This is a genomic window from Poseidonocella sp. HB161398 (assembly GCF_005870025.1).
Taxonomy (GTDB): Bacteria; Pseudomonadota; Alphaproteobacteria; order Rhodobacterales; family Rhodobacteraceae; genus Mangrovicoccus.
The window spans coordinates 1-23,683 of sequence record NZ_VATA01000061.1; the positions used below are offsets into that span (position 1 = coordinate 1).

14 protein-coding genes and 2 pseudogenes are annotated in these 23,683 nt (G+C 67.4%); 8 read left to right on the forward strand and 8 right to left on the reverse strand.

The window, feature by feature from the left end; translation table 11 throughout:
• Positions 1-80: 80 nt before the first annotated feature.
• Positions 81-390: pseudogene (locus FGX59_RS29325) on the forward strand (hypothetical protein); the annotation flags it as partial.
• 5 nt (positions 391-395) lie between these two features.
• On the opposite strand, the gene FGX59_RS37830 reads toward FGX59_RS29325, so the two are convergent.
• The 4 genes from FGX59_RS37830 to FGX59_RS29340 all read right to left on the reverse strand — a co-directional run bounded on the left by FGX59_RS37830 (position 396) and on the right by FGX59_RS29340 (position 6,752).
• On the reverse strand, positions 396-734 hold the full coding sequence (locus FGX59_RS37830; RefSeq protein WP_171060879.1) for a hypothetical protein: 339 nt from the start codon (positions 732-734) through the stop codon (positions 396-398).
• A gap of 68 nt (positions 735-802) precedes the next feature.
• Positions 803-1,450, reverse strand: a complete 648-nt coding sequence (locus FGX59_RS29330) for a BON domain-containing protein (RefSeq protein ID WP_138471068.1) — start codon at positions 1,448-1,450, stop codon at positions 803-805.
• Positions 1,451-2,138: 688 nt separating this feature from the next.
• The gene (locus tag FGX59_RS29335) at positions 2,139-6,275 is read right to left on the reverse strand and encodes a CheR family methyltransferase (protein ID WP_138471070.1); all 4,137 of its coding nucleotides are present in this window, start codon (positions 6,273-6,275) and stop codon (positions 2,139-2,141) included.
• Between the two features lie 87 nt (positions 6,276-6,362).
• The gene (locus FGX59_RS29340) at positions 6,363-6,752 is read right to left on the reverse strand and encodes a hypothetical protein (protein ID WP_138471072.1); all 390 of its coding nucleotides are present in this window, start codon (positions 6,750-6,752) and stop codon (positions 6,363-6,365) included.
• 112 nt (positions 6,753-6,864) lie between these two features.
• On the opposite strand from FGX59_RS29340, the gene FGX59_RS29345 reads away from it, so the two are divergent.
• Positions 6,865-7,275: a hypothetical protein gene (locus tag FGX59_RS29345; protein WP_138471074.1), complete on the forward strand. Its 411-nt coding sequence runs from the start codon at positions 6,865-6,867 to the stop codon at positions 7,273-7,275.
• Between the two features lie 1,452 nt (positions 7,276-8,727).
• Positions 8,728-9,243, forward strand: coding sequence for an Hsp20/alpha crystallin family protein (locus tag FGX59_RS29350; RefSeq protein WP_171060880.1), 516 nt, complete (start codon positions 8,728-8,730; stop codon positions 9,241-9,243).
• 55 nt (positions 9,244-9,298) lie between these two features.
• On the opposite strand, the gene FGX59_RS29355 is transcribed toward FGX59_RS29350, so the two are convergent.
• Both FGX59_RS29355 and FGX59_RS29360 read right to left on the reverse strand, forming a co-directional pair.
• Positions 9,299-11,956, reverse strand: coding sequence for a cation-transporting P-type ATPase (locus FGX59_RS29355; protein ID WP_138471078.1), 2,658 nt, complete (start codon positions 11,954-11,956; stop codon positions 9,299-9,301).
• Positions 11,957-12,108: 152 nt separating this feature from the next.
• Entirely contained in the window at positions 12,109-12,537 is a 429-nt protein-coding gene (locus FGX59_RS29360) for a DUF2267 domain-containing protein (RefSeq protein ID WP_138471080.1), read from the reverse strand.
• A 232-nt stretch (positions 12,538-12,769) separates the two neighbouring features.
• On the opposite strand from FGX59_RS29360, the gene FGX59_RS29365 reads away from it, so the two are divergent.
• From FGX59_RS29365 to FGX59_RS29375, 3 genes are all read left to right on the forward strand, one after another.
• Positions 12,770-13,291: an Hsp20/alpha crystallin family protein gene (locus tag FGX59_RS29365; protein WP_138471082.1), complete on the forward strand. Its 522-nt coding sequence runs from the start codon at positions 12,770-12,772 to the stop codon at positions 13,289-13,291.
• Between the two features lie 137 nt (positions 13,292-13,428).
• Positions 13,429-14,226: a Crp/Fnr family transcriptional regulator gene (locus tag FGX59_RS29370; RefSeq protein ID WP_138471084.1), complete on the forward strand. Its 798-nt coding sequence runs from the start codon at positions 13,429-13,431 to the stop codon at positions 14,224-14,226.
• A 241-nt stretch (positions 14,227-14,467) separates the two neighbouring features.
• The gene (locus FGX59_RS29375) at positions 14,468-16,288 is read left to right on the forward strand and encodes an alpha/beta hydrolase (RefSeq protein WP_138471086.1); all 1,821 of its coding nucleotides are present in this window, start codon (positions 14,468-14,470) and stop codon (positions 16,286-16,288) included.
• A 185-nt stretch (positions 16,289-16,473) separates the two neighbouring features.
• Here FGX59_RS29375 and FGX59_RS29380 read toward each other — a convergent pair whose 3' ends face one another.
• Both FGX59_RS29380 and FGX59_RS29385 read right to left on the reverse strand, forming a co-directional pair.
• Positions 16,474-16,896: a hypothetical protein gene (locus FGX59_RS29380; RefSeq protein WP_138471088.1), complete on the reverse strand. Its 423-nt coding sequence runs from the start codon at positions 16,894-16,896 to the stop codon at positions 16,474-16,476.
• A gap of 382 nt (positions 16,897-17,278) precedes the next feature.
• Positions 17,279-18,218, reverse strand: a pseudogene (locus FGX59_RS29385) (transposase); the annotation flags it as partial.
• 856 nt (positions 18,219-19,074) lie between these two features.
• Here FGX59_RS29385 and FGX59_RS29390 point away from each other — a divergent pair.
• Entirely contained in the window at positions 19,075-19,911 is an 837-nt protein-coding gene (locus FGX59_RS29390) for a universal stress protein (RefSeq protein WP_171060881.1), read from the forward strand.
• 583 nt (positions 19,912-20,494) lie between these two features.
• The gene (locus tag FGX59_RS29395) at positions 20,495-23,125 is read left to right on the forward strand and encodes an erythromycin esterase family protein (protein WP_138471092.1); all 2,631 of its coding nucleotides are present in this window, start codon (positions 20,495-20,497) and stop codon (positions 23,123-23,125) included.
• The last annotated feature ends 558 nt before the right edge of the window (positions 23,126-23,683 follow it).

Sequence of the window (23,683 nt, forward strand, 5' to 3'; positions counted from 1 at the left end):
CCGCGCTCGGCATACCTGTCACCGAGCCCGTCGGATAAGTGCGTCTGGGGAAAGGGCAGGTCCGCGCTTCACGCCCTTTGCGCAACAAAGCCGGGACGAAGCTGCACGCCATTTGCGATAGCCAAGGCCGCCCCATCGACTTGTTCCCGACCGCCGGCCCCGTCAGCGATTACATCGAGGCGCGTACGCTGGTCACCGGGTTGCCCAACGTGAAGTGGCTGCTCGAAGATCGTGGCTAGTGAGCTATGCCGCGCCATCGGTCCGAGTTGCATGGCGAACGCCGACCGGTTCAGAGAAGCCTTGCACGACAACGAGATTTGCCCATGCATCCCGGGCCGGAAGAAACGGAAGACGCCCGTCCGGTACGACAAGCGCAGGTACAAGCGGCGGTGCGCTCATTCCCGGCTGCGGAGGATCATCCCAAGCACGAGGCCGAAACCGACCACCCCCAGAAGCCCTCCAATCCAGCCCGCCGGATGTTGCCGCATATTTTGCTCGATGCGGCGCTCCGCATCGCGGGTTCTGCGCTCGAAATCGGTCAGGATGCGGCGTCCTTCCGCTTCGATTTCCAGGAATGTCTCGCCAAGTTCCTCCTCGGCATGCCTGGCCTGGGCCTCGCCGAGCGCCCGCAATTTCCGGCCAGCGAGCCGCAGGGCGTCGCGAAGCTCCCGAATTTCGGCTGCCGATGCGCTCCTGTTGCTGTCATCGGCCATATCGCGGCTGTCTTCCGGCATGGTTGCCTCCTTCTCTCCGAAACCGCCCTCCGGTCCGTCTCGCGCAGACCGGAAGGATCGCCGTTTGCTCAGCCGATGGCAATGTGATCGACCACGGCATTCACGCCCGGTGCCGCCCAGGCGGCGCGCTCGACGGCCTCCCGCTCGGCCAAGGTCCTGACCTGGCCCTCCAGCGTCACCCGCCGGTCGGCGACAGTCACCTCGATGCGCTGCGCTTCCAGTTCGGCATCGCGCTTCAGGGCAAGCTCGATCCTCTGGCGGATATCGGCGGCCTTTACGGTCGGAACGACCTTGATCAGGTTCGAAATCGATTTCACCCCTGAGAGACGGCGGACCACCTTCTCGGCAGCGCTCTTCTCGAATTGCCAGGTCACGCTCCCGCTCAGGGTAACAAGGCCGTCCTCCACCTTTACCTGCACCGCATCGCGCGGCACAGAGGTATTCCATTGCAGGGTGTTGACCGCCCGCTTGGCAATCTCGTCATCTGCGGTCGCATGCGCGCCGACCGGGCGGACCTCGATTTCCTCGGCGATGGCACGCACGCCCCTGATCCGCTTCACGATATTTTCCGCGGTGAACTTTTCCGCATATGTGCGGACATGGCCGCTGAGCGTCACCGTCCCGTCCTCGACGGCGACCCCTATCTCTGCCGCATCGATGCTCGGTTCGTAATCGAGATGCTCCAGAATATCCTTTCTCAGGTCCTTGTCGTTCATCGGGACTCCTCCTCCGGCAATGCGACTCCATGCTGTCGCGCTAGGGTCCAGATTGCGCGCTGTCCCGCCGCAGTCATTGATGGCCGGCAACGCGCGGACATGCAGACGCCACCGAAGCGGGGGACCGGACGGCAGGCAAATGTGGCCCGGAGGGCCGTCAGAGCTGGTCGTTTTGCCCGCAGGAGCGGACCCGACTCCGCACCCCTGGAACGCGGCGGCCCAAGCCGCGCCGAACGGATGCGGGAGTGACGGCCGCATGAGCGCCGTCGTCGACCGGGCGCAGGACCGCAGCGCAGCGAGAGACATGCCGGCCGCACCGTCGCGCGCGATCTTGGCCGGAGCGACTGCATGGCGCGCTGCAGCCGGCCGATCCAGAACGGAGGCCGCCGCTGTCTACCGCGAGGCCGGGACGGCCATGGCCCCGGACTGTCCCGGTCAGCGCGACCGTCTGGGGCCTTTGTTCTTCTGCGAGAGGGCGCGCGCGGTTCTCGTGGCCAATGTCAGTGCCATGGCAATGCTCCGCGGCCGCGACAGGAAGAGACCGCGCACAGGTCCGGCCGGCAGGCAGTACGGGTCCCGCATCATCTTCGACCTGGTCCCGCTTGCGGATGGATGGCCCGCAGGCGCCTTCGCGCGGCACGGGAAGCCCCGGTGGAGATTTCCGCGGCCTGGCCGGTCCGCGCCGGTTTCAGCGGCCGTCTTCCGGTGGCGCCCCGCCTGCGCGCAGCGCCATGCGGACAGAGGACGCCAGCTGGGCAAGGGAATAGGGCTTGGCCAGGCATTCGATGTCCTGCGGCATGGCACGACCCGTCATCCGCTCGACCTCGGAATGGTATCCCGAGGTGAGAAGGACGTCGATCCCGGGCCGCTTCTGGCGCACCCACCGGACGAGATCCAGCCCGTTCATCTCGCCGGGCATGACGACATCGCTGAAGACCAGGGCAATGTCCGTCCGGCGCTCCAGGATCTCCATTGCCTCGCGTGCCGATCCGGCCTCGAGCACGGCATAGCCCAGCGTTTCCAGACGTTCTCGGGTCGCAATGCGCATGGACTCGCTGTCCTCGACGACAAGGATCGTCTGGCCATCCCCGCGTTCGGGCTCCGACTTCTCGTCCCGCGCGTTGTCAGGGGGGATGACGTCGCCAGTCACCTCCGCGACTTCCGGAGTGCCGCGTCCCGCTGCCCGCGGAAGGTAGATCGACACTGTCGTTCCCTCCATCGCCTTGCTGTCGATCAGCAGGAAGCCGCCCGAACGGCGGATGAAGGACCGCACGCTGAACAAGCCGAGACCGGATCCCATCTCGTCCTTCTTGGTGGAAAAGAATGCCTCATCGGCGCGTGCCGCAACCTCTGCCGACATTCCGGTACCCGTGTCGGCAAGGTAGATCCGGACATATTCCCCGGGGGCCGGGGCGCTTAGTGCCTTCGCCTCCGCCTCGCCGATCGTTGCCGTCCGGGTGCCGACAACGATGGTTCCCGATCCTTCGATGGCATCGCGCGCATTCAGGGCAAGGTTGAGGATCGCGTTGTCGATTTCGTCGGGATCCGCGAAAACATGCCAGTCTGCGGCTTGCAGGTCCTGCTCTAGGTCAATGCTGCCGCCGAAGGCATGGTCGAGAAGCCCGAGGACCTTTTCGACATGCGAGGACAGGTTGATCCTTTCCGGCGAAAGTGTCTGCTTTCCGGCGAGCGACAGCAGGCGACGATTGAAGCCCGCCCCGAGTTCCGTTGCCATCGAGGCCCTGTGAAGGAGGGTCCTGACGGCCTCGTCGGAGATCCGCATTTCGGCCAGCTCGATATTCGCGAGGATGATCGTCAGCAGATTGTTGAAATCATGGGACACCGCACCAGCCAGTTTCCCGACGGTCTCGATCCGGCCGGCCAGTGCCAATTCCTCTGCCGCTTTCCGCCATTCGGTGATGTCGCTGGCAGCGCAGAACCATTCCCGCACCTCGCCGCCCTCATCCATGATCGGCACGGCTTTGGAATGGGTCCAGCCTAGGCTGCCATCTGAGCGGCGGACCCGGTGCTCCAGTTCGAACGCCGCCTTGCGCCGGATCGCGTCGCTGACGAATTGGAGCACGGCCTCGCGATCTTCCGGTTCGACGTATTCCTCGAGCCAGCGGTTGCTGGGCTCGCTGACATCGCGGACGAAGCCGTTGCCGTCGAGGCTGTGCATGACCGACCAGTCCGGGCTCATCCTGTAGACTGCATAGGACGTTGCATTCACCAGCGCCCGGAAATGCTGGTCGCGTTCCCGAAGGGCGACCTCGGCACGGTGAAGGTCGGTGACATCGACAAACGTGACCATGATGCCCTCTATCCTGTCATCCGGCGTCCGGTAGGGGCGCAACCGGAGCAGCACCCTGTCGCCGTTCGCGGTCGCGATCTTGCGTTCGACACAGCCCAGGTGGCGCAGCACTTCCCGGGCATCTTCAGCGAAACCGTCATAAACCAGCCGGTGCGTGAAATCGGTGATCGGTCGGCCGATGTCATGGCTGGTGATGTTGAAATACTCGGCCACACCGGGTGTGAAGAGCTTGATCCGCAGCTCTGCGCCAAGAAACAGGGTCCCGCCCTCGGTCGCCGCGATCAGGTTTTCCATGTCGGCATTTGCCTCTGCCAGGCGGCCGACTTTTTCGCCGAGTTCGCGGTTGAGCGTCTGCAGTTCCTCGTTCATCGACTGCAGCTCTTCCTTGCTGGTCTCGAGCTCCTCCGATGTCGAACGGTACTCCTCGTTGATCGATTGCAGTTCCTCGTTTGCGGCCCGCAGTTCCTCGTTGGTGGTTTCGTACTCGGCCCGGCTTGCCCGGAGCTGTTCATGCGTGGCCTCCAGCTCTTCGTAGAGCCGCGTCACGATTTCGTCGGTCACCTTGTCTTCGGTTGCGGGGCCGGCAGCTGTCCCCAGCGGTTCCAGCGTCGCCCCCTCGTTGAACACGACGAGCGCCTCGCTCACCGTGTGGTCCCGGCACACCGGGCGCACGTTGAGCACGACACGGCGGATTTCGCCGTCGAGATTGACGGCCACCGGCAGGCTGAGGCTCGGCTCGTTGCTCTCGAAGGCGCGGTGCCGGCTGCGGCGCAGATCGAGCTGCAGTTCGGGCAGGACAATCTGCATGATGTTGCTGGATGGCGTTCCGCCCGGGTGGCGCAGGTAGCGCCCCGCCGAATCCGAGATATGCAGGACGCGGTGCTGAGGATCGACCAGAAGGCTCGGCGGCGCCAGGTTCTCGAGTGCCTGCCGGTGCAGGGCGGCCTCCGTCTGCCCGTTGGCCGATGCGCTGCCGGCCCGGTCCCGCGGCAGCGCCATCGCCGCCATGGCCGTCGGCCTGTGCGTCGGCAGGGGCCGGTCGCTGCCCTTGCCCACGGCCTTGTAGATGCGCCACTTGGGCTCGATCGCGCGGAAGAGCTGGGGCAGGCTGTCCGTGGATTCTGCACTCCCGAGGAACAGGTAGCCCCCGGCGTTGAGCGCGTAGTGCAGCGTTGTCAGGACCCGGTTCTGGGCCGCCGGCTTCAAGTAGATCAGCACGTTCCGGCAGCTCACCAGATCGACCCTGGAGAACGGCGGGTCCTTCAGGATGCTGTGGTTGGCGAACACGACCAGGTCGCGCACGATCCTCTTGATCCGGTAGAGGTCTCCCTCCCGGGTGAAATAGCGGTGCAGGCGCTCGGGCGGCATGTCCGCTTCGATGGCCAGCGGATACAGCCCCTCGCGGGCCGTCTCGATCGCAGTACTGTCGATATCGGTGGCAAAGATCTGCACATCCGGAGGCGCGGAACGGCCGAGGCTGGCTTCCAGAAGCAGGATCGCAATGGAATAGGCCTCTTCGCCGGTGGCGCAGCCGGCCACCCAGACGCGGACCGGCCCCGCTTCCGGCGGTTTCGCCATGACCTCGGGGATGACGCGGGCCGCAAGTGCCTCGAAAGAGTCCGGATCGCGGAAGAAGGTCGTGACCGAGATCAGCAGGCTGCCCAGAAGGGCCTGAATTTCGCCGGGAGAGCTTTCCAGGAAGGTCAGGTACTGGTCGATGCTGCTGCAACGGTTGATTTCCATCCGCCGCGTGAGCCTGCGAAGCACCGTCGGAGCCTTGTACTGGGAGAAATCATGTCCCGTCTGCGTGCCGAGCAGGCCGAGCACGCGCTGGAACCCGGCGATATTCCCGTTTCCCCCGAACCCCTGCTGCCCAAGCCGGCGCCGGGTTCCAACCAGCTCGGCCAGTTTGGCTGCCAGCTGCGCGACCGGCAGGACGACATCCGCGCAGCCCGTCGCGATGACGCTGGACGGCATCGCTCCGTGCTCGGCCTCCGCTGGGTCCTGAACCAGAACCAGCCCGCCTGCCGCCTTGATGCTGCGGGCGCCCATGGACCCATCCGAGCCGCCGCCGGACAGGATGACGGCAATGCCGTCCCGCTGCAGCCCGGCCATCGACCGCAGGAAGCCGTCGACCGGCGCGCGCTGTCCGCGGGGCTCCTCGAAGGCAAGTGCCTCGACCTCCCCGTCAGAAGCCCGGATCTGCCGGTTGGGGGCTATGATGTAGACATGGTCCGGCTGCAGCGCCATCCGGCCTTCGATTTCGCGGACATCCATCGCCGTATGCCGGGACAGGATCGCCGCGAGTTCGCTCGGGCGCGTCGGATCGAGATGCGCTATGATCACGAAGGACGCACCGAGATCGGCCGGGACCGCGTCGAAGAAGGCAGTCAGCGCGGACAGGCCGCCGGCGGAACAGCCGATGGCCACCGTAACCGGCTCCGGCCCGGCGGTGTCCGCCGTCTTCGCGTTTCCGGCCGTCCGGCCGGTCTTCTGCGCATCGTGCTTCTTCATCCTGGCTGCCGTCTTCTGTCATGCGCCTTCTGCATAGCACGTCAGGTCCGCCGGATACGAGACATCCCGCCCGCCCGGGGGCGGATCTCAGTGTCGCTCGGCCTCCATGAGATGCGACACCCGTCGGCGGTCGACCCCGAAGTATCGCGCGATTTCCTCTTCGGAGAGCCCGAGCTCCGAAAAAACCTCCACGGATTGGCGGGGCGTCGGCCCCAGAGGATCGCAGGCCGCGCCGGACCCTGTTGCACCGCAGCGGGAGAGGCCGTTGGATGGACGCCGGAACGGAATGGTCCGGGCCCTGCTGCCGCCGCGCTCCTGCTGCAGAACAACCGTTCCCGCATTCCGGGACATGCCGCCGACGCGCCTGACAATATGTTCCATGATCCTCATCGGCTGCTTCGCCATTGCCTGTTCCTCCCTTTGGCCCGGCGACTCATATGCTGCCAGAACGCGTTGCGTATTGTCCGTGATCAACATGCAGCCGTTTCCGCCGATGCGGCGGAAAACCCCGAGGGTCGTTGCGTATCGTCAATGCCCCCTGCCCGGCTCTGAAGACTATCGGGCCGGGTGCGACACAGGGAGACGGACCATGGTGCATTCGGATCTTCCGGACTGGCTGCTCGCCACTGCGCGCGCGCGTCTGGAACTCATCGGGGAAATGCAGAGACTATGTTCCATGACGGCGGATGCGGATCACAAGGGACCGCCAGTGGATCTGGTCAATGCCGGATCGGAATTCCTTGCCTTCGTGGCCCTGCCCGGAAACTCGGCGGAGCATGTCGAGCTGCAGGTGCACACGGAAGATCGCGCCATAGCGGTCGTCGGCCACAGGCGACAGCGATCGGAACTCGACGGCGATGTCATCCTGCGGCTCGGCACGCCCTACGGAACGTTCGAACACCAGCTTCCCATCCCCGACGGGTACTATCACATCACCCGGGAGGCTGCCCGGGGTTGCGTCGTTGTCCGGTTCGCCCTTCAGCCTCGGACCGACCGCTGACCTGCGGCTCTCCGGCTTGCCCGCGGCAAAGCCTGCCAGCCATGCCGCCGGTAAGCGGTCCCGCGGCCGAAACCGGCACCAGAGCCCTTCTTTCCGCCGGTGCCCATTCCCGGCGCGCTTGCCCATCGGCGGGCCATCCGCAAAGGACGGTTTTGACCCGCAGCGGTACCCCGGTCCACCGCAGGGCGATTTCCGGACGCAGCTGGCCAAATTTCCCGGATCGAACGACATGTCCGCAGCTTCATGTCCAAGGGCGTCCGCACCCCGAATTTCCTCGGGAATGTCCCGACGCAACTCCCGGCCCATGTCACGCCCGCTGACATGCAGCGTCGTGCCGCCGGACTGACTGGGGAAAGCGTGCCCGGCCGGGCGACGGGATTTCTGGCGGCATGGCAGATCCAGCTTCATCCCGCCTCTGGCGCAGCGCCCCGTCGGAGAGGATCTTACAGGTCCGGCGGCGTGCCGCGGCTGGCACCCGGTCCGAACGGGAAGGAGTGAGAGCCATGAGAGCCATGAGAGCCATGAGAGCCATCGAGGAGCCGATGCGTCGCGCGAGCGCAAGGGGCCGCCCTCGCCGGCCCCACAACCAAGGTCTCCCCAGGTGCGCTCGCCGTTGAAGGACAGCCCCCGATCGATCGGGCTCCACACCTCGCCGGTCCGTCGTCTCTGGTTCCCCGCCTTGCAGCGCTTCCCCAGGTCCTTCGCCGGTCCGGCTCCTCCCACCGATCGTGTCAATCTAGCCCGGATCGCACCTGCGGCGCATTGACAGCCGTCAACGCACGGCGCCGCGATTGCCTCGCGCCCGAGGCCCGCCGAAGGGGCCGAGCGTACCCCCGCCGACCTGTTCAAATTCTCCGCTTGATCCCTTGCGGTGCGCTAGGTCGCAGACGGCTGTCTCGGCACCCTCCGGACAAATCCTCCCCTTGGATCCGGGAACGCCTGCGTGCCGCGCCTGTGCGACGGAGTGGCTGGAGAATTGCAGCTCGTGCAGGGCATGGCGGGGATGACCGGCACCACCGGGCCGCGATCACCCGCTTTGTCTGGACCAAGGTGTTTTCTCGCTCCGTGCAAAGCTTCCGTGACTGGCACGCGGGCCCGGCGCCGGTCATCCAAGTCCAGCTTGTCGCGCAGGAAATGAAACACCCCGCAGCGCCCATCAGCAGCTGGTTGTCCGGTCAGTTTCAGGCTGGTTTCCCTCGGCCAATCGTCACGCCGGATTTTCCGAAATGCGCCGTCCCCCGTTGACGACGGTCATGTTGTCCGGCTGCGGCGGCATGCCGAGCGTCGCCTTGACGGCCGTCAATGCCGATGGTGGCCGTTGCGGCACATTCAGTCACGGTCGCGCCCGCAACCGCCCATGCGGCCAGTGCGGAACCCGCGCGTCGGACGCCTGGCCGGGATGCACCAATTCCATCGGCCAATCCTTGGCCTTACCCGGAAAAGGAAGGACCCATGTCCACCAAGACTGACATACCCATCTCCCGCGCTGCGGCAGCGCAGCAGACTCCCGTCCAAGGCAGCTGGCCCGGGTTCGGGATCCTGCGCAGCGAAATGGAACGGTTGTTCGACGCCTTCGAGCCCAATCTATGGCCCAGTCGAGCTCTGGCGGATATCTGGCCGGGGACAGAAGCGAGCCTGAGCCCGGCGATCGATCTGACCGAGAACGCAAAGGGCTATTCCATCTCCGCCGAATTGCCCGGGCTGCGGGCAGACCAGGTTTCGGTCAAGATCAGCAACGGGACCCTGACGATCTGCGGCGAGAAGGCAGAGGAAGAACGGCAGGATGATGACACCTACCACCTGCGAGAGCGCCGCTGGGGCAGCTTCCGGAGATCGGTGCGCCTGCCCGAAGATGTTGACCGCGACAAGGTGGAAGCCGAGTTCTCCGGCGGAGTTCTCAAGATTTCGCTTCCGAAATCCGCGGATGCGCTAGCCTCGGAACGCAACGTTGCCATCAACGCGGCATAGGCCCGGCGCCGGGCGGTCAGCTTGACTGCGCAGCAGCCCGTCCGCCTTCCGTCTTCTACCGGCCATCCGGTTCCGCGGGTCCCGCGGTGCCGGAATATGCCGCCCCCGCAATCAGCGGCAGGGAGCTCAGCCCTGACGCCAGATACAGGCCCGCGAGGCCAGGATCGGGCAGCCGAAGCAGCGCCGATGCCCCGGGCACGAGGAATGCCGCCGCCAGCAATGACAGGCACAGCAGGATGGCCCCCCAGATGAAGGGATTGCGCGCGTCAGGCGCCGCAAAGGTCGGCCGGCCAATGCCTCCCGCATTGAACACATTCCAGAGCTGGGCCAATGCGAGCGTCAGGAAGGCGACGCTGACAGCTTGCTCGGGCAGAAGGCCAAGCCATAGCAGCGCGAGCGCGAAGGCGACCAGCGTGGCGAGCGTTATCGACCCGCTCAGGACGGCCACGCGGCGCCAGTCCTGCGGCCGCATGAGCGGCTCGCAGGGCGGACGGGGCGGCCGCGCCAGCACACCGGGGGCGCCCCGCCCCAGCCCCAGCGCAAAGGCGGGAAAGACATCCGTCACGAGGTTGAGGAACAGGATCTGCAGCGGCAGCAGCGGAGCGGGCAGCCCCGCCCCGACGGCAAGGCCGACGATCAGCACCTCGCTGATGTTGCAGGACATGAGGTAGATGACGAATTTCCGGATGTTGTCGAAGATGACCCGGCCCTCGCGGACGGCCGAGACAATGGTCGCGAAGGAATCGTCGCGCAGCACCACGTCGGCGGCCTCTCGTGCGACCTGCGTGCCCCTCCGCCCCATGGCGATCCCGATATCCGCCTTGCCGAGTGCAGGCGCGTCATTGACCCCGTCACCGGTCATGGCGACCACATGGCCCGCCTCCCGGAAGAAGGAGACCAGAGCCAGCTTGGCCTCCGGCGAGACCCGGGCGAAGACATCCGCCGCCGCGATCCGCCCGGCAGCGGCGCCCCCGGGCTGCCCCTGAACGAGCGCAGCCAGCTCACGTCCGCCGATCACGATGCCGTTCTCGCCGCAGATCCCGGCCTCGCGCGCGATGCTCAGCGCGGTCGCGCCGTGATCGCCGGTGACCATGGCCACCCGGATGCCCGCCCGGCGGCAGGCCGCTACCGCGGCGGGCACGTCCTTGCGCAGCGGATCGGCCAGCGCCACCAGCGCCACCAGCACGAGCCCGTCATAGGGCGGCGCATCCGGCCGGTCCCCCGTCTTCATCGCCAGCGCGAGGCCGCGCAGCCCGCTGGCGGCCATGGCATGGTTGCGCTCCAGCCATTCCGTCCGCGCCGCAATATCCAGCGGGCGCAGCCCGCCGGGACCGCGCAGATGGCTCGCCGCGGCAATCACCGCCTCGGGCGCGCCCTTGACCGCGTAGAAATAGCCTCCCTCCGGCACGGCATGGACGCGCGCCATCATCAGGCGAGCCGGATCGAAGGCGTGTTCCGCCGCCAGGCGCTCAGGCCCGGGAAAAAGGCCCGCGCGAGAGGCGATCTCGAGCAAGGCAAGCTCCATCGGATCGCCCGCGGCACGGCCCGGCGTTTCGCCGCCCTGCGCGGCGCCGTTGCACAGTGCACCGATACGGATTGCCAGTTCCAGAAGGCCGCCGCGGCCGGAGGGAAGGCTGCCGATCGGCGGGATGCCGATTTCGCCGCCGTCGACCAGGTAGCGCACCACCGTCATGCGGTTTTCCGTCAGGGTCCCGGTCTTGTCGGTGAGGATCAGCGTGGTGGCGCCCAGCGTCTCCACCGAGGAGAGATGGTTGACCACCGCGTTGCGCCGCGCCATGCGCCACATTCCGCGGGCCAGGCAGAGTGTCGCGACCACCGGCAGCCCCTCCGGCACGGCCGCCACGGCGAGGGCCACGCCGGTCTGCACGATATCGCCCAGCGGGTGGCCGCGGAGCAATCCCGCCGCCACGGTCACCGCGGCCAATGCCAGCATCAGCCAGATGAGCTTGCGGCCGAGCTGGTCGAGCCGCACCTCCAACGGCGTTGCCTCGGTGCCCGCCTCCGTCACCAGGCGGCTGATCCGGCCGATCTCCGTTCCCATGCCCGTGCCGGTCACGATGCCTTCGGCGGAGCCCCGCGTGACGGCCGTGCCTTTCCAGGCCATGCAGGTCCGGTCAGCCAGGAGCGCCTCGGCTGCGACCGGGGCCGGGTCCTTGTCCACCGGCAGCGACTCTCCGGTCAGCACCGACTCGTCGCTCTGCAGCCCGGCGGCGCGGATCAACCGCAGATCAGCCGTGACCATGTCGCCTGCTTCCAGCAGCACGACATCCCCGGGAACCAGGTCCCGGGCCGCGATCATGCCGGCCAGCCCGCCGCGCCGCACGCGCGTGCAGGTTTCAGCCAGGTGCCGCAGCGCTTCCATGGAGCGGGCCGCATGCCATTCGGTGAAGAAGCCGATCGCGCCGTTCAGCGCAAGCACGGCCAGGATCGCTGCGGCCTCGAGATGATCCCCCATCGCCAGGGCCAGGACCGTGGCCGCGGCAAGCAGGTAGACGACGACGCTGCGGAACTGGTGGAGGAGGATCGCGGCCAGGCTGCGGGGCTTGCGGCCGCGCAGCTGGTTCGGTCCGCAGGCGGCACGGCGCCTTGCGGCCTCGGCGGGGTCCAGCCCGTCCCCGGGGCGGACACGAAGCTGGCCCGCCACCTCTTCCGGCGGCAGGCTATGGGGCAGGTCCGGAATGCGCGGCGGCATGGCATGCTCCTCCCGTCAGGCGGCCGGACGTTCCGGCGAAGGAATTCAGCCGCCGGAAGCCGGGCACGGCAACGGGACGGCCATGCCGGACCTCAAGTCCTCCAGCCGCCAATCGGAACGCGCGCCTTCCGCATCCCGTGCAGCGCGCGCTACTACCAGAGGTCGGCCAGAGGTGCCCGCATGACATGCCTGACACGGTCGATCTCTCCGGGCGACAACTTCCGGCGCAGCACCGAAAAGACCGCGGCAACGGCCCTTTCGGTATCGTCCAGCGGATCCTTGGTGAAAGCCCGCGAGACCCGCTCGAAAAACTCGTCCTTGCCGCGCTGCGCCCCGCGGGTCGGCGTCTCCGACGGATTCCAGTTCGTGTAGTAGATGCCGCGGATGATCAGCGGCAGCTGCGCTGCGAGGGCCGCTGCCATGTCGATGCCTAGATAGTCGCGCAGGGCATGCAGCGTCTCGGACAGAAGCCGGTAAGCGCGGACGCGCTCGCCCCAGTCAAGCTCGTCGCAAAGAAGGTTGAGCCATTCGGCGACGACCTGGGGGGCTTCGTCGACCGCGGCATGTCCGGTGAGTTTCATTGTCTCCCTCCCCGATTTTCTGGCTAGCACAGCGTTTCCCGAATGGCGGCGGCCGCATTGACGGCGGTCAAGGCGCCCGCGCCGGCCTGCACCGCTTTGCTTGACAATCATCAATGCGCATCTGCCCGGAATGCCGCAGGTTCCAGCAGGTTAGCCGTCCACGGTCCGGCGCGCCTCCCACGGGGAGCTTCGATGCGCCGGGCGGTGGCCCGTTCGGCAAGAGGAGAATGCCATGTCCAAGAAAAGGACGGATGTCCCTGTCTCTCGTGATCCCGCCGCGGCGCGCGGCCTGGAGCCCGGCCACTGGACAGGTCTCGGCAGCCTGCGCGACGAGATCGAGCGGCTGTTCGACGCCTTCGAGCCCCGCCTCTGGTTCGACCGCAACTCGCCCGGCGTCCTGCCTGCCTCCCGCAGCCAGCCCCTGTGCCCGGCGGTCGACCTGACCGAGAACGGCACCGGATACGCAATTGCGGCCGACCTGCCGGGGCTGCAGCCGGACCAGATCTCGGTCAAGGTCAACAACGGCACAATGACGATCAGCGGCGGGATCTCGGAAGAAGAGAGCAAGGACGATAGCAGGTATCATCTTCGGGAACGCCGCTGGGGCAGCTTCGAGCGCACGTTCCGGCTGCCCGGCGATGTCGATCGCGACAAGATCGAAGCGCAGTTTTCCAGCGGCGTGCTCACCATCTCGCTTCCCAAGTCGCACGCGGCTCTCACCTCCGAGCGCAACGTCGAGATCAAGGCCGCGTGAGCTGCTTTGTCGTGGCGACCGGGCCTCGCCGCCGCGAGCGCGGGGTCCTTCCGTACAAATTTGCACAAATCGTTCAGTGCGAGGCAACCGATCCTGTGGAACTCTCCTCCGGCAACATCTGGAGGAGGGGCCAGATCATGTCGAATAATATCTTTGCACAGCGCTGCCGAGGCAAGAGCTGCCAAAATTGCTCCGCGCGCACCAACGGCTTCTGCGGCGCCTTGGACGCGGAGGCCCTCGCGGAATTCTCCGGGCAGTGCTTCTGCGCCGGATACGAAAGAGACGCCGAGATCGTGCGCCAAGGCGAGCCTAGCGGGAAAGTCGGGGTCATTGCCAAGGGGCTGGTGAAAATCGTCATGTTCACGGAGGACGGCGAAGAGCACATGCTGCAGATCCTGCGCCAGAGCCAGCTTGTCGGCATGCCCTGCAGCATGCAGTCCTCCTTTGCCTGGGAGGCCGCCACCCGTGCCGAGATCTGCTGGATGCCGCGTAGCACCTGGGACGATTTCCTGCGCGCGCATCCCGAGCATTTCGAGGCCTATGTCAAGACGATGCTGCACCAGATGGAAGAGCTGCAATGCGCGGTCGCCAACAGCCGCGGCAGGAATACACGGCAGAGGGTTGCCCACTGGCTTCTGGAACAGGTGCCCGAAGATGCGGCCCCGGATCGGCCGATCGTCGACATTCCGCTGAAGCGGCGTGATCTCGCCGCGCTTCTGGACATGACAGCCGAGACCCTCTGCCGTTCCCTGCATGCCCTGGCCGGGAAAGGCGCCATCGACATCCTGATGCCGTACCAGATCGAGATCACGGACCTCGCGAAGCTCCGGACCCTGGCAAAGAGCCCTCACAACGACAAATTCGTGCCGCTCAGCGCAGAGACGCCCCTGCTCGCGACGGAGGCGCCGCGCCAACGGCAAGCGCGGTACTCGTAACCGGCCTGCGTGCCCGCTCCGGGGATCGGGCGATACTGTCCGCCGCATCTTCCGGGTCCGAGGCCCCTGCCCCGGACGCTGAACGCAGGCATCAACGCGGGCGGCAAGGCTGGAAGGTCCCGTCCGCCCGCCCTTGGCACTCGCCGCAGGCCGAGGCCTGCGATTGACCCGCGGTCCGTGCTGCCAGGGCGGTGGCGGGCGCCAAAGGCGGCAGGACGGGCTGCCGCACAGGAGGTGGAGGATGAAGGACAGCCGGAAGACCCCAGCCGACGCGCCTTCCCGCGGTCAGCGCGATGACCGGCGCATTGCAGAAACGGCAAGACGCGCCGATGCCAGGGCGGAGCCGCGCTATCACGACCTTCTGGACCGCTACGCGCGCGCCGCGCTGGCCCGCGCAACAGCAGGGATCTCGCCCTATTCCTACAGCCAGTCCTGGGTCGACTGGCTGGTCCATACCGGGCGCGCCCCGGGCCGCCAGGCCGACCTTGCGGAACGCGCGGTGCGGAACTGGGCGCTCCTGCTGCGCCATGCTGTCAGGGTTGCCGCCGGGCAGGACCCCGAACCGCCCTTCGCGCATGGCCCGCATGATCACCGGTTCGACCATCCCGGCTGGGACACGGCCCCCTTCGTCTTCTGGCAGCAGGGCTTCCTGGCGATGCAGGACTGGTGCCGCCACGCTTCGCGCGATTTCCGCGGGCTCCGTCCCCAGGATGCAGACCGGGTGGAATTCATGCTGCGCCAGGCACTGGATCTGTTCGCGCCTTCGAATTTCCCGGTGATGAACCCCGAAATCATGGAAGCGACCCGCGAAGCCGGCGGCCGCAATCTCGTCGAAGGCGCACTGCATTTCATAGATGATTTCACGCACGCGATCACGCAGGAACGCCGCCCTCCGCCTATGGGCTACCGCATCGGCGAGGACCTGGCCTGTACACCTGGCGAAGTCGTCTTCCGGAACGAGCTGTTCGAGCTGATCCAGTACTGCCCCCAGACCGCGGAAGTCTTCGCCGAGCCGCTTCTCTTCGTGCCCGCCTGGATCATGAAGTACTACGTGCTCGACCTGTCCCCGGAAAACTCGCTGATCCGCCATTTTGCCGCGCAGGGCTTCACCGTCTTCACGATCTCCTGGCGCAATCCCACGGCACGCGAGGCCGAGCTGTCGCTGGATGACTACCGCAGGAATGGCGTGATGGCGGCCATCGACGTGATCAGCCGCATCCTGCCCGGCCGCAGGATCCACGCGAACGGCTATTGCCTCGGCGGCACGATCCTCGCCATTGGGGCCGCGGCAATGGCGCGGGACGGCGACGACCGCCTGGCCAGCATCACGCTCATGGCGGCGCAGGTCGATTTCGCGGAGGCCGGCGAGCTGCTCCTCTTCGTCGACGAAAGCCAAGTGGCGCTGCTGGAGGACATGATGTGGGCGCAGGGCTATCTCGACCGCCCCCAGATGGCCCAGGCCTTCGCGGTCATCCGGGCCGAGGACCTGATCTTCACCCGGGCGGTGCGACGCTATCTCCTCGGCCGCGAGGAACAGCCGACCGACCTGGGCGTGTGGTCGTCGGACACCACGAGATTGCCAGCGCGCATGCACAGCGAATACCTTCGCGGCCTCTTCCTCGAAAACCGCCTGACCGCCGGGCGCTTCGCTGTCGAAGGACAGGTCGTCGCGCTCAAGGATATTGCGGCGCCGCTCTTCGTCCTGGGAACCGAAAGCGATCACATCGCTCCCTGGCGCTCGGTCTACAAGGCCAGCCTCTTCACCGACAATGACTTCACTTTCGTCCTGGCCAGCGGCGGTCACAATAGCGGCGTCCTGAGCGAACCGGGCCATCCGAACCGGCACTACAGGATCGGCCGCCGCACTGCCGGACAGAGATATGTCTCCCCCGATGCCTGGCTGGACTCCCGCGCGCCGATTGCCGGCTCCTGGTGGACAGAATGGCGCGACTGGCTCGCGGCACGCAGCTCGGGACGCATTCCGCCGCCGCCGGTGGGCGATCCGGAGCGGGACGGCCATCCCCTGGTTCCGGCGCCCGGCACCTATGTCTATCAAACCTGAAGTCACGCTCCCTAGATGGCGCGATGATCGCATCCGGGACCCGTGCCTGCGGACAAGGGCCCGCGCGCCGTGCAGCCCTGCGGGTCTCGCCGGCCAGCTTCCGGGGCCGGACCGGGTCCCCCAGCCCCCCGGCGGAGCAAGGCCGGGCAACCCGGCACATGGCAATCGGGAAGCCCATCCGGGGCTCAACGGCCCTCTGTCCCTGCCGCCGCCGGAGCCGCAGGGGGCCCGCCCTCCGCGGCCTGCAGCGTTTTCGCGATCTCCTGGCGGAGGTCCGAGGGGGTCTCGCCGACGTTATCCATGTACATGCCGGCAAGCCGCCGGACCTCTTCGGCATAGTCGCTCCGCGCAGTCTCGCAGAATTCGTTCAGAAGCGACGGCGCGACGATTGGCAGGCGCAGCTCCGCCAGTTCGGCGGCAAGCTCGTAGTCACGTTCCAGACGCCTGCTGACGAACGCGAGATAGTCCTGCTGCATCCGGATCAGCCGTTCAAGCCCGCTGGTCCAGAACCGGGCGACGGAGCTGTGCCTGTTTCTGGCGATGTCGGAATACGGCCACGCAGTCGGTCCTTCCGGACGTCCTGCCCGTGAGTGACTTTCGCGAGCCATGTCGTTTTCCCTCCCGCGTTCGGGGTCGCCACCGGGTACCTTATCCTCCCGGCCATCGCCCGCATTGACCACTGACAACGCAGGGTGCCCCGCGGAGCCCCGGTCCCCGGCGGCGGTCGCCTTCGGGGGCGCGGCCTCGGGCGGCCCTTCGGCATGCCCGGCCCCGCATCCTTCGCTCGCGGTCCGTTGCCGCTGCGGCACGGCGGCGGCCAGTTTGATGATCTCGTCCGCGATCGCGACCCTGCGGGCAGAGTGTCCCGGGCGGGCCTGTTCGCTCCGGGCGCCTCGCCCGGAATGGACCGCGACACCTTCACCAAGCCACGTTCAGGGCCTTGCTACGCAACTCGGCTGACGGCCAGGGCATCCCTTTCCCCGGACACGCCTATCCTGCGGCTATCGTGACCGGAATGCCGAGTGCCGTGACGCGGCCGGGAACGGCCGCGCGGATCCGGAGCTCGGCAACCCGGCGGACGAAGGCGAGGCATCGCGCCGCCATCAGCCGCTGGCCAAGCAGCTTCACGCAGGTTGCCTTCGTCTCGGCCCGGTTCCGGCGGTGGTGCCCGCTCCGGCTCCTCCGCAGCGCCCGGCCCAGGCGCTTCGATGCCCGCGAGGTCTCGTTCCAAGCCCCGGGCTCCGGCGGTGTCCGGTTTCCATGGCCCTGCGCTGCGGCGGAGTTGAGGCGGGGAGGGCCGGCAAAAGGTCCGGGGACCCTTTGCCCGACGAACCGCGGCGGCACCGGAAGTCGCGATTGCGTCGTTGCAGGCGCGCGTATCATAGGCATCGCCAGCGCTGCTCGAACCGGTGGCGCATCCGCTGGCACCTCGGCGGTGACGGTGACGATCCCGTGGTCCGGACCGGTCTGCTCCGGCAGGGCCGTCAGCATCGGCCCGTCGCGGACATTGCCGGAGGCAACCTCCACCGCCTGGATCTCCACGCTCGCCAGGGAAACCGAGCCCCGGACGGCTTCCTGATCCTCCTCGCTCCTCGTCGGTCCCGAGGTGGATCTTTCGCCGTGAACGAACCGCGCCGCCGGTCCGGGCGGAACCGCGAACGCGCCGTTTCGTGATGCCGTGCCTGCGGCAGTGCCTTTCCCCTTCGCCCTCGGCCGCGTTGCCATCCGTCATCGTCCTCGGACCGATGGCAGTCGATGCCTCATTGCCGATGAGCAGGCGAAGCGGGCCCTTGGCGCCGCGATGCGGGATGGTGACGTCCACGGTTCTCTGCCGCCCGGAAAGAGTGCCGAAATCCGGCACGGCCCAGCCAAGTCCGGACAATTCCGGCAGGCCCCCTGCGAAACCGGAGGCTTGCCGGAATGGCGGGCCCGAGGAGAACTGCGAGGGCAAGGCGCGCCTCGATGGCGTTCGTCGGGGACGTGATCCCCCGGACGCGGCCGCGGCCCGCTCCATCGGCGGATCGATCCTGACGGTCGGCGATCCTCGCTGCCCAAGTGCCTGATTGCAGCTTTCCCAGTTGGCGGTCCTCTACCCGGGTTTCGCAGATCTGCTCATGCCCGCCAGCTATCATGCTGGATTGGCGCCGTGACTCTCCTGGCGCATTTGCGCGGCAAGACCCTCGTTCAACATGGAGCATGCAACGAGCCAATGGCAGCTGCCGACACGGACTCAAGTGTGCCGATCGTCGAATTCCGGGGACTGTCCACGGCAGCGGTCACGTCGTCAGGCGCGATCCCGGACGGGACTGCATTCCTGTTCGGCCCGAGACCGGAGACCTCCGATCGCCGCCCACCGCCGGAAGGCCCGCGCATCCGGCTCGGCCAGCGAGCGGCCGGCAGAGGGGACTGGGCGCGGCTGCGCGCCTGACGGCGCCATGGCTGCGCAGCTTGCCGGTGACGTTCCGCCCGGGCACGAAGCCTGTCTGTTTCACCGGCACCGACCGGAACTCCGCCACGCGCCATGATGCATGGCCCCGGGCTCCGCCGGACGTGGCGGGCGATGACGATCTGCGTGACGATATCGGGCGCCATGGCGAGGTCCTCCGCGGGAACCGCTGCCGCCAAGAGCGCTTGTCGCAGATGTCGGGAACGCGCCCGCTCCGGACGGAAGGCGGCCGCCTCCCGGCCTGATGATGCCCGTCAATGACGGCACTGCCGATGCAGCGCCAAATTGCAGGCAGCTCCGGGCCCGCAAAGGCCCGGGTCAGGAAAAAAAGGCCGTCATCATGACCATCAGGACCATTTCCCTCATCGCCTTCGATGCCGCTGAAGCGCCCTGGCTGATCGCCCGGACATGCGCGCTTGCACAGGGGTTCGGTGCACATCTCACCGTTCTGCACGCCTATGCTCCTGTGGTCTTCTTCGACGAATTCGGCAGCAATGCAGCGGTCTATGCCACGGTCAGGCAGTGGGAGGAGGAGGAGTCCGACAAGATCCGCGCGATCTACGAAGAGCGGGTCGCGGCCTGCGGCCTGCTCTCCGAGTTCCGGCGGCATTCCGATCTCTTCGGGGCCGAACGGTTCCTGCTGTCTGCGTCGCGCGGTGCCGACTTGGTGGTCGTCGGGACGAACGGGTCGCCGCATCGGACGCCGGACGACCGGACCGTCACCGAGAGGATCATCCGCAACCTGGGGCGGCCGGTGCTCGTGCTCGGGCCGGACTCGGCGATCGAGGGGCCCGCGCAAAGCGCCTTGATCGGCTGGAGCGACACGCGGGAGGCAACGCGTGCCGCCCATGACTCGCTTGCCCTGCTTCGCCCCGGGGCGGAGATCCAGATCGTTTCCGTGGCCGCGCATGGCCCCGGCCCGAAGATGGCAGCCGATGGAAGAAGCGATTTTGCGGCCGCCTTGCACCGGCTGGGCTACGTGGTGACACTTTCCGATCGCGACAGTTCCGGCGCGGCGAGCCGGTCCGAAGAACTCGTGCTTGCCGCGCAGGAGAGTGGCGCCGACCTGCTCGTGGCAGGCGCATTCGGGCATTCCCAGATCTACGACTACGTGGTCGGCGCGGTGACCCGCGATCTGCTGGCTGCATCCCCGCTGCCGGTCCTGCTGTCGAAGTGAGCCGTCATCTCCGCCGAGCGGCAGTGCTCCGCCTCGCGCGGTCTCGCGGAGAACGACTGTCCCGCTGCGGCAGGTGGCCAGAACAGCCCTTGATGCGCGTGCATGAAGGAGTGGCGGCGCGCCGCGCTGTCGGCCGGCACGATCACGCCGAGGCCATTTGCCTCCGTCAGGCTGGCGCTGCACCTGCTTCGGCTGGAACGCGCGCGCAGTCTCCGCGCCAGTCCCGGCGCCTGCGCTCTGGAACATGATCGACGCCCGTGCCCCGGACGGCGTCACGGGCCATGGATCCCATGTCCGCGATCCGCTGCCATGAGCCGCAATCGTGCCCTGCCCACTGATCCTGCAGGCGGTACTCATGGTCCCCTTGCTCGTCCGCGCCCCCCGAAGGCCGCTCCGGTCCCTGCCGTCAGCACGAGCCTCCAGCCGCTCGCCTGCAGCGCCTTCCGCCTGCCGTACCGGCCCCTGCGCAGGCGGCCGCCCTGCCAAGGTCCCGCGACAGCCCGCCGGGAATGAGATTCGTCAATGCCGCGCTTCCGGCCGCATGCCATCCTGCGCATGGCCCACGCATCAGGGAGTGGCTGGCATGACCCAAGAGGACGCAAGATTTGCCGATCGCGCCGACGCCGGGCGGCGCTTGGGCGCGACGCTTTCCGGGATGGGACTGGTGGAACCTGTGGTCTATGCCCTGCCACGGGGCGGCGTGCCGGTTGCGTTGGAGGTCGCTCGGGCGCTGCACGCGCCGCTCGACCTGATCCTGGTGCGGAAAATAGGCGCTCCTGGCGCACCGGAGGTGGCGCTCGGAGCCGTCGTCGACGGAACCTCTCCCCAGATCGTGATCAATGAAGCGGTCCTCAAGGCCTCGCGGGCCGATACCGCCTATCTTGAACACGCCCGCCACCGGGAAATCGCCGAGCTGGAGCGCCGCCGGAAACGCTATCTCGGGGACCGCGCACAGGTGTCGCCGAAAGGGCGGACCGCGATCGTGGTCGATGACGGGCTGGCGACCGGTGCGACCATGAAAGCCGCCCTGATCTCGATCCGGCGCCAGGGCGCCAAGCGGGTCTGCATCGCGGTGCCGGTCGCTCCGGCCGACCTGCTGCCGGAATTCCGCAAGATCGCCGATCACGTGGTGTGCCTGAATCCGGCACCGGTCTTTCATGGCGTGGGCGAATTCTACGACGATTTCCATCAACTTACCGACGAGGAGACCGTCAGTCTTCTGCAACAGGGCTGGCTCGGCACTGCGCCAGACCGGCGCATGGTCTCGGTACCGCCCCTGGGGCTCGCGGGCGAGCTTGCGGTGCCGCCCGATCCGCGCGGGCTGGTGATCTTTGCCCATGGAAGCGGCTCTAGCAGGCTGAGTCCGCGCAACCAGGCCGTCGCCGGCGAGCTCAACGCCCGAGGGTTCGCGACACTTCTTTTCGATCTTCTGACGCCTCAGGAGGCCCGCGACCGGGCGAATGTCTTCAACATTCCGCGCTTGTCCGAGCGCATACTCGAGGCGGTACTCTATGCGGGCAGCGAGCCCGATGTCAGCGATCTGCCGACCGCCCTGTTCGGGGCCAGCACGGGCGCAGGTGCGGCGCTGATGGCGGCGGCCGAGCTGGGCGACCGTATCGCTGCCGTCGTCTCGCGGGGCGGGCGGCCCGATCTGGCCGGGTCCGGCCTTGGCCAGGTCACCGCCCCGACGCTGCTGATCGTCGGCGGCGAAGACCATGAGGTGATCGCGCTGAACCGCCGGGCCCTGAACGCCCTGAGCTGCGAAAAGCTGATGAAAGTGGTGCCTGGAGCGACGCACCTCTTCGAGGAACCCGGCACCCTGGAGACCATGGCGGAAATGGCCTGCGAATGGTTCGCGCAACACCTGAAGAAGCCGCCCTCCCCCGCTCGGGCCGAGGCGGGGCCGCGTCTGCCGGCTGACGTGGCTGCCGCGCTCCGCAGGGTGGCCGAGCCTCTGCCCTTGCCGGAAGATCCGAACTTTGCCGCATGTTTCGACAGGTACGGCAAGGCCCGGGTCGTGCTGCTGGGCGAGGCCTCTCACGGGACGTCCGAGTTCTACCGTGCCCGCGCGGCGATCACGCGGCGGCTGGTCGAACGCCATGGCTTCGCCCATGTGGCGCTCGAGGCCGACTGGCCCGACGCCGCCTCGATCGACCGCTTCATCCGCCGCCTGCCCGCGCGAGAGGACCGCATCGCTCCTTTTTCCCGCTTCCCGGCCTGGATGTGGAGAAACAGCGACATGGACGGCTTCGTCGCCACCTTGCGGCGCCACAACGACGGCTGCGCCGAGGGGGCGCAAGTGCGGGTCTACGGGCTCGACCTCTACAGCATGACCTCCTCGATAGCCGAGGTTCTCGGCTATCTGGACCGTGTCGATCCTGCCGCTGCGGCGGAGGCAAGAGACCGCTACAGCTGCTTTGCTCCCTGGTCGCGGGAACCGGCGGCCTATGGCCGGGCGTCGCTCAGCCGCGGATACGCGCTGTGCGAGGCGCCTGTTGCGCGAACCCTGCTGGACCTGATGAAACGGGAACTGCGCTATGCGTCCCGGGACGGTGACGACTTTTTCGACGCGACACAGAACGCCCGGCTCGTGGCGAGCGCCGAACGCTACTACCGCGTCATGTACTATGGGGCCCGCGAGTCCTGGAACCTGCGGGACCGGCACATGTTCGAGACGCTGCAGCGCATCCTCGACCGCGGGGGAGCCGACGCCAAAGCCGTCGTCTGGGCGCATAACTCCCATATCGGCGATGCCCGGGCTACCGGCATGGGCGCAGAACGGGACGAGCTGAACATCGGCCAGCTGTGCCGCGAGACCTACGGACGCCAGGCGGTCCTGATCGGCTTCGGGACGCATGCCGGGACGGTCGCCGCCGCCAGCGAATGGGATGCCCCGATGGAGGTCAAGCAGGTCCGGCCGTCGCGGCCAGACAGCTACGAAGCGCTCTGCCATGCCGCAGGGCTGCCGCGCTTCCTTCTCGATCTCGGCCCGGGGCTTGATCCGGAGACGCGCCATGCGCTCGCGGACCCGCGGCTGGAGCGATATATCGGCGTGATCTACCGTCCCGAGACGGAACGCTGGAGCCACTATTCGCACGCCACCCTTCCGGACCAGTACGATGCCTTTGTCTGGTTCGACCGGACAAGCGCGATCACGCCGACATCCATGCGCACCGTCGCCGGAGAAGAGGAAACATATCCTTTCGGCATCTGAGCGGGCTTGTGCCGCCCTTTGCCGGACCGGCTTGCGGATGGCCCTCTGCCGGAGACGCGTTGCCCAAGGAAGCCGAACGGCGCATCTCTGGATTGGCATGCTTCGAAGGGAGGGCGGGAAAATGCTGCCATTGGTCTTTGACGGCGCATCCCCGCGGCTCCCGCTGCGCGCCGTGCGCGACCTGGACACGGGTCAGAACCACGTGCTGATCGAGTGCCGAGGCTTGCGGCGCCTGCCGGAAGAATCTTCATCTACCGGCCGGGCGATCGCCTATCCCGCCCTCCACAGTATACGTGCCGCCGGGCGGTGCTGCCCTGGCAGGCAGCAAGGCTCCGGTGGCCAGGCCGCGAGGTCCGCGAGGCAACCGGCAGCCAGAGCGCGGACCGTCTTTTTCCGGGGCCGTAGCGCATTCGAGATGCCCGGCCCGTCCGACATCTGCCCGACGGATGAGGCCGTCGAGACGCAGGGCACCTGGACTCTCCGCGTGGCTTGAACTGCGCTGAACCGCCGGACAGGGCTGTCCCGGCGACCGGCAGGAAAGCGGGAGAGAACTCCTGT

Bases quoted from the DNA above. Each gene is read 5' to 3' on its own strand.
- FGX59_RS29375 (WP_138471086.1), top strand. From the start codon at position 14,468: ATGAAGGACAGCCGGAAGACCCCAGCCGACGCGCCTTCCCGCGGTCAG.
- FGX59_RS37830 (WP_171060879.1), bottom strand. From the start codon at position 734: ATGCCGGAAGACAGCCGCGATATGGCCGATGACAGCAACAGGAGCGCA.
- FGX59_RS29350 (WP_171060880.1), top strand. From the start codon at position 8,728: ATGTCCACCAAGACTGACATACCCATCTCCCGCGCTGCGGCAGCGCAG.
- FGX59_RS29355 (WP_138471078.1), bottom strand. From the start codon at position 11,956: ATGCCGCCGCGCATTCCGGACCTGCCCCATAGCCTGCCGCCGGAAGAG.
- FGX59_RS29335 (WP_138471070.1), bottom strand. From the start codon at position 6,275: ATGAAGAAGCACGATGCGCAGAAGACCGGCCGGACGGCCGGAAACGCG.
- FGX59_RS29395 (WP_138471092.1), top strand. From the start codon at position 20,495: ATGACCCAAGAGGACGCAAGATTTGCCGATCGCGCCGACGCCGGGCGG.
- FGX59_RS29380 (WP_138471088.1), bottom strand. From the start codon at position 16,896: ATGGCTCGCGAAAGTCACTCACGGGCAGGACGTCCGGAAGGACCGACT.
- FGX59_RS29345 (WP_138471074.1), top strand. From the start codon at position 6,865: ATGGTGCATTCGGATCTTCCGGACTGGCTGCTCGCCACTGCGCGCGCG.
- FGX59_RS29370 (WP_138471084.1), top strand. From the start codon at position 13,429: ATGTCGAATAATATCTTTGCACAGCGCTGCCGAGGCAAGAGCTGCCAA.
- FGX59_RS29340 (WP_138471072.1), bottom strand. From the start codon at position 6,752: ATGTTGATCACGGACAATACGCAACGCGTTCTGGCAGCATATGAGTCG.
- FGX59_RS29330 (WP_138471068.1), bottom strand. From the start codon at position 1,450: ATGAACGACAAGGACCTGAGAAAGGATATTCTGGAGCATCTCGATTAC.
- FGX59_RS29365 (WP_138471082.1), top strand. From the start codon at position 12,770: ATGTCCAAGAAAAGGACGGATGTCCCTGTCTCTCGTGATCCCGCCGCG.
- FGX59_RS29390 (WP_171060881.1), top strand. From the start codon at position 19,075: ATGACCATCAGGACCATTTCCCTCATCGCCTTCGATGCCGCTGAAGCG.
- FGX59_RS29360 (WP_138471080.1), bottom strand. From the start codon at position 12,537: ATGAAACTCACCGGACATGCCGCGGTCGACGAAGCCCCCCAGGTCGTC.